We start from the raw sequence: 557 nt of genomic DNA, 5'->3' as shown, positions 1-557 counted from the left end.
GGTTCGAGGGCTGACCTGCGCCTCTGCCCCGGGCAGCGCGATAATGAGCGGCACCTGCGCGCCGATCTCATAGAGAGAATACGCCTTCGACCACTTCCCCTTCTCGCCGAGATGGTAGCCATGGTCGCCGAAGAAAACGACAATCGTCTTCTCACTCACGCCGAGACGCGCGAGCGCCTCCAGCACGCGGCCGACCTGGGCATCCATGAAACTGATCGAGGCGTAATACGCGCGAATCATCTCGCGCGCCTCCTCTGGTGAGGCGTCGCGCCCGATGAAGAGATCCGCATTTCGCCTTCTGATGGCCGGCTCGGGATGGCCGGGCGGGGACGCGGGCCTGGGAGCGAAATCGCGCGGCAGCTCGATATCCTCCAGGTCGTACAGCTCAAAGAATCGTCGTGGCGCCGTCGGCGGGCTGTGCGGCTCGGAGAACCCTACGGCCAGGAAGAACGGCCTCTCGCCGTCCTTGTACTCCTCCAGATAGCGAATCGCCTGCGTAGCCACGCGGTAATCTCCGTTGTCCTCGCCGTCGCCTTCGAGCACGACAAAGCGATCGG

General features: G+C 64.1%; 1 protein-coding gene. It reads right to left on the bottom strand.

From position 1 onward, the window contains the following. On the bottom strand, positions 1–557 hold a 557-nt coding region (locus GEV06_29205; protein MPZ21915.1), incomplete at both ends, for a sulfatase-like hydrolase/transferase.

The organism is Luteitalea sp. (assembly GCA_009377605.1).
GTDB lineage: Bacteria > Acidobacteriota > Vicinamibacteria > Vicinamibacterales > Vicinamibacteraceae > WHTT01.
The sequence above is the reverse complement of the archived record's forward strand: the minus strand, read 5'-3'. Positions and strand labels throughout refer to the sequence as shown.